This is a genomic window from Streptomyces sp. NPDC005181, assembly GCF_040608395.1.
Lineage (GTDB): Bacteria > Actinomycetota > Actinomycetes > Streptomycetales > Streptomycetaceae > Streptomyces.
In genome coordinates, this window is sequence record NZ_JBEXID010000205.1 from 1 (window position 1) to 3926 (window position 3926).

Sequence of the window (3926 nt, forward strand, 5' to 3'; positions counted from 1 at the left end):
CACACCGAGTTCCCGGGCGACCTCGGTGACATTCCGGCCCGACGACCGGACCAGTGCCACCGCGTCCCGCTTGAACTCCGACGTGTACCGCTTACGACCTTGGGATCTATTAGCGGCAGTGAGGGGACCGCTGCTTTGGGATCGGCGTGCCAGGTCGCCCGGGCTCCAGGGGCGGGATGTCAGTGGCCCGTGCAAGGGTGCCCCCATGGACTCTTCAGGAGTGGTCGAAGCATTGTGGGATCGGATCCAGGCGCGCGATTGGTCAGCTGTCGCCGGCTTGGTCGCGGAGGACGTGGTGGTCGAGTGGCCGATCAGCGCGGAGCGCATCGTTGGCAGCAAGAACTTCGTCGCGGTGAACAGCGAATACCCGGGGGGTTGGTCGATTCGGGTCCTGCGGATCGTGGCTGACGGCAACGAGGTGGTCTCCGAGGTCGAGGTGCCGCATGACGAGTTCGGCGTGTTCCGCGCGGCCTCATTCTGGACCGTCGAGCAGGGACGGATCGTGCGCGGCCGGGAGTACTGGACGAGTGTGGGAGCAGACCCGCGCCCGGAGTGGCGGGCGGCTCTGGTTGAGCCCATGTGAGGCGGCTGCCGCTCGCGGCGACGTTCCGGCTGATTGGCCGTGACATGAGAAGGGCCGCGCGGGTTGGGTGAGTTGTGAAGCTGACCTGGGCACGCGCGGCCTGCTCCCATCCTGCCCTGTCCGGTGTCTCCCGCGCACACTTCGGCGAGTTGTTCGCCGAACTCGCCGCCCCGTGGGAGGCAGCGCGACAGTCCGCGCTTCGCGAAGCCAGGGGCGGTGAGCGCCGCAGGGCGGCCGGCGCCGGGCGCAAGCCGAAGCTGGTCCTTTGCGACCGGCTGCTTCTCACCCTGGTGCACCTGCGCCATCAGCTGCCGCACGAGGTCCTGGCCGAGCTGTACGACGTCGACCGCTCGACCGTCTCGACGGCGATCCGGCAGGTCCGCTCGTTGCTTGCGGCCCGTGGCTTCGCGGTGCCCGACCGGCCCGGCCTGCGGCTGCGGACACTGGAGGACCTCTTTGCCTATGCCGAGGCCGAAGGGGTCGAGCCTCGGCTCGACGGTGCCGAGACCCAGGTCAGGCGCCCACCGGCGGGCCGTCCCGGGCGCCGGGCCTTCGTCTCGGGCAAGCGCCGGCAGAACACGGTCAAGACCACCACGTTCAGCGACGGGCAGGGCCGAATGCTGCTGTCCGGCGTCGTGCGGCCTGGCCGGATGCACGACCAGACCGCCGTACGCACCGAGGGCATCGCCGAACAGCTCCGGCTCCACCCATCGGTAAAGTCCCAGGTCGACGCTGGGTATGCCGGGCTGGCCAAGGAGTTCCCCGACCAGGTCACCGCCCCGCCGAAGAAACCGCAGGACGACGCGAGCGACGGCGACAAGCGGGCCTGGCACGAAGCGCGACGGCGCCAGTCCTCGGCCCGGATCTGTGTCGAGCACACCAACGCCGAGCTGCGGCAGTGGACACCCCTGCGACGCTTCACCGGACGCCGTGAGACCTACGCCGAGACGCATCTGGCGATCGCTGGCCTCGTCTCCCACCGGTCCGCACGGCGCCCCACTCGACGCCGGACAAGCACCGAACTCGTCCTCGTCCGTAATAGCACCTGCTGATCACACACCAGCCGAATCGCCAGGCCACCACGTCCCGACCTCAATTTTCCCCGAGGTCGTTACTCATGTTGCTCTTGCCACTCAACCTGGACTACTTCCTCCGGGACCGATCCGTCCCAGTATCAGGCTGTCCAGTTCAGAGGGGGAACTTCAAGCGCAGTTTGGCCAGCCGCACCAGCGTGGTCAGCGGCATCCCGGAGGGCAGGTTCGAGAGCCAGAACTGCACCGGATCGGCAGGCTCGGGATACTGCATTTTCGGTGACCGGCCGGTGCCCACATAGGCCGGCTGGACGAGCCGGGCGCCGGCCCGGCCGGACGGCTATGGGTGCGGGCGGCGACCCCGGTTCCGAGGGTGGGGCACTTTGGGTCACTGCCTGCGAGACGCGAACCCAAGACAACGGCAACGCCCTCATCTCCGTCTGGCATGGCGAGACCGGCTGGTCGGTGTGGTCGTTGTGCCAGATGGCGGCTGTGAGCGCGAGGATGCGCTGCAGGACACGGACCGCTACGCCTGCGGGTGTGCGACCGCGGTGGCGTTCGAGGTCGAGTTGCCCCTTGAAGGTCTCGTTGATCGATTCGATGACTTGCCGCAGTGGCTGGAACAGCTGTGATCCGGCCCGCTCGGCTTCGCCCTTGCGGGCCGGCCGCAGCAGCTGGATGTCCAGCTCGGCCAGCTGCTGCTCGAATTCGCGGCCGAAGTAGTTCTTGTCGCCGATCAGTGTCTGGCCGGGACGCTCGTCGATGAGCTGCGGCTCGACGGCGAGCAGGTCAAGCAGGGTCTCGCGTTCGTCGGCCTTGGCGCCGGTCAGGGCGAAGGCGACGGGCAGGCCGCGCAGGGTGCACACCAGGTGCAGCCGCAGTCCCCAGAAGAACCGGCTATGGCTGGCGCAGTAGCCGTACTGGGCCCATCCGGCGAGGTCGGAGCGTTTGACGGTCTCGCGGGAGCGTCCGCACTCGACGGGCGTGGAGTCCACGACCCACACGTCGTCGGTCCACAACGTGGTGTCGACCGCCAGCGCGCGGGTGACGCGCCGGATGAGCTCGGCGGCCTTGCGCAGCCGCTTGTTGTAGCCGGGCTGCTGGGGCAGGTAAGGGAACAGGTGCTGCAGGTGGGCGCGGGCGTGCCGCAGCCACCGGGCCTCGGAGGTGAAGCCGAGCATGGCCTGCATCATCGCCAAAGTCACCAGCTCGGCGTCGCTGAGCTGCGGTGCAATGCCCACGGCCGGCCGCCACGGGGCAAACTGCGGCGAATCCTTCAACAGGTCGTCGGTCTTCACATAGAGTGCGGTCGCGAGGGAGTCCAACTCTGTCTTCACACACTGACGTTGGACTCCCTCCTCCTATGCGCGCAGGCGATCCCTTGGAATCGATCATCTAGTGTCCTGCGCCGAGAATTCGTTGAATAAGTAGTCTGCTTCCATGGCGAATATGGGGCGGCCGATGGCCGAGCTGGTGTTGTCCGAGGAAGAACGGGCGACGTTGGTGCGGTGGTCCCGGCGGGCGAAGTCTTCACAGGCACTGGCTCAGCGGTGTCGGATCGTGCTGGGGTGTGCGGACGGGAAGACGAACCGGCAGGTTGCCGACGAACTCGGTATCTGGCCGCAGACCGTGGGCAAGTGGCGGCGGCGCTTCCTGGAACTGCGGATGGAGGGGCTCGTGGACGAGCCCCGACCCGGCGGTCCGAGGAAGATCACCGATGAGCGGGTTGAAGAGGTAGTCGTCGCCACGTTGGAGCGGTCTCCGAAGGACGCCACCCACTGGTCGAGAGCTTCGATGGCGGCTCAGAGCGGACTGTCGAAGTCCACGGTCGGCCGGATCTGGAAGGCGTTCGGCCTCAAGCCGCACCAGGTGGACACGTTCAAGCTGTCCAACGACCCGCAGTTCATCGACAAGGTCCGCGACGTGGTCGGCCTCTACCTCGACCCTCCCGAGCGCGCTCTGGTCCTATGCGTGGATGAGGAGTCCCAGATCCAGGCACTGGACCGGTCCGCCCCGGTGCTGCCGATGATGCCGGGCATGCCCGAACGCCGCACCCACGACTACATCCGTCACGGCGTCACCACCCTGTTCGCCGCCCTGGACGTGGCCACCGGCGAGATCATCGGCTCCATCCACCGCCGCCACCGGACCGTCGAGTTCAAGAAGTTCCTCACCAAGCTCGACAAGGAGATCCCCGCCGGCCTGGACATCCACCTGATCTGCGACAACTGTGAGACTCGTGGGGTGCCGTCGGGGGCCGGAGCCTGACCCGTGCGACAACTGGCCTCAACTGCCTTGGAGTAGATCTGTCG

At 67.5% G+C, this 3926-nt stretch carries 3 protein-coding genes and 2 pseudogenes; 3 read left to right on the forward strand and 2 right to left on the reverse strand.

The genetic code is table 11. The features are described from left to right. Positions 1 to 207: transposase (locus tag ABZV38_RS39810; protein ID WP_356333784.1), on the reverse strand; the 207-nt coding region annotated here is incomplete at its 3' end. Between ABZV38_RS39810 and ABZV38_RS39815 the strand changes: the two genes are divergently transcribed. Then, positions 206 to 583, forward strand: coding sequence for a nuclear transport factor 2 family protein (locus tag ABZV38_RS39815; protein ID WP_356333786.1), 378 nt, complete (start codon positions 206 to 208; stop codon positions 581 to 583). The two genes, ABZV38_RS39810 and ABZV38_RS39815, sit on opposite strands and share 2 nt — an antisense overlap. Positions 584 to 657: 74 nt before the next feature. Then, on the forward strand, positions 658 to 1635 hold the full coding sequence (locus ABZV38_RS39820) for a transposase family protein (protein WP_356333788.1): 978 nt from the start codon (positions 658 to 660) through the stop codon (positions 1633 to 1635). Between the two features lie 431 nt (positions 1636 to 2066). On the opposite strand, the pseudogene ABZV38_RS39825 reads toward ABZV38_RS39820, so the two are convergent. Then, positions 2067 to 2951: pseudogene (locus ABZV38_RS39825) on the reverse strand (IS982 family transposase); the annotation flags it as partial. A 103-nt stretch (positions 2952 to 3054) separates the two neighbouring features. Between ABZV38_RS39825 and ABZV38_RS39830 the strand changes: the two are divergent. Further along, positions 3055 to 3843 (forward strand): annotated as a pseudogene (locus ABZV38_RS39830) (IS630 family transposase); the annotation flags it as partial. Between the last annotated feature and the right edge of the window lie 83 nt (positions 3844 to 3926).

What these genes read in the sequence shown, in the direction of transcription:
- ABZV38_RS39815 (WP_356333786.1), top strand. Translation starts at nt 206, where the DNA reads ATGGACTCTTCAGGAGTGGTCGAAGCATTGTGGGATCGGATCCAGGCG.